We start from the raw sequence: 216 nt of genomic DNA, 5'->3' as shown, positions 1-216 counted from the left end.
CCGAGTTTCCCGATGAAGCAGATGACCTTCGCCGACGCCGAGTACGCTGGCAAGCGCAAGCAAACCCGCAAGGAGTTGTTCCTGATCGAGATGGATCGGGTGGTGCCGGGGAAGGGCTTGATTGCTTTGATCGAGCCACATTATCCGAAAGGTGAAGGTGGCCGTCCGGCCTACCCGTTGATGGCGATGCTGCGTGTGCATCTGCTGCAGAACTGG

At 58.8% G+C, this 216-nt stretch carries 1 pseudogene; it reads left to right on the top strand.

The features are described from left to right. Nucleotides 1-12 precede the first annotated feature (12 nt). Nucleotides 13-216: pseudogene (locus tag AO268_RS08040) on the top strand (IS5/IS1182 family transposase); the annotation flags it as partial.

Origin of the sequence: Pseudomonas sp. ICMP 8385 (genome assembly GCF_002699915.1) — a bacterium.
Taxonomy (GTDB): domain Bacteria; phylum Pseudomonadota; class Gammaproteobacteria; order Pseudomonadales; family Pseudomonadaceae; genus Aquipseudomonas; species Aquipseudomonas gessardii.
The sequence above is the reverse complement of the archived record's forward strand: the minus strand, read 5'-3'. Positions and strand labels throughout refer to the sequence as shown.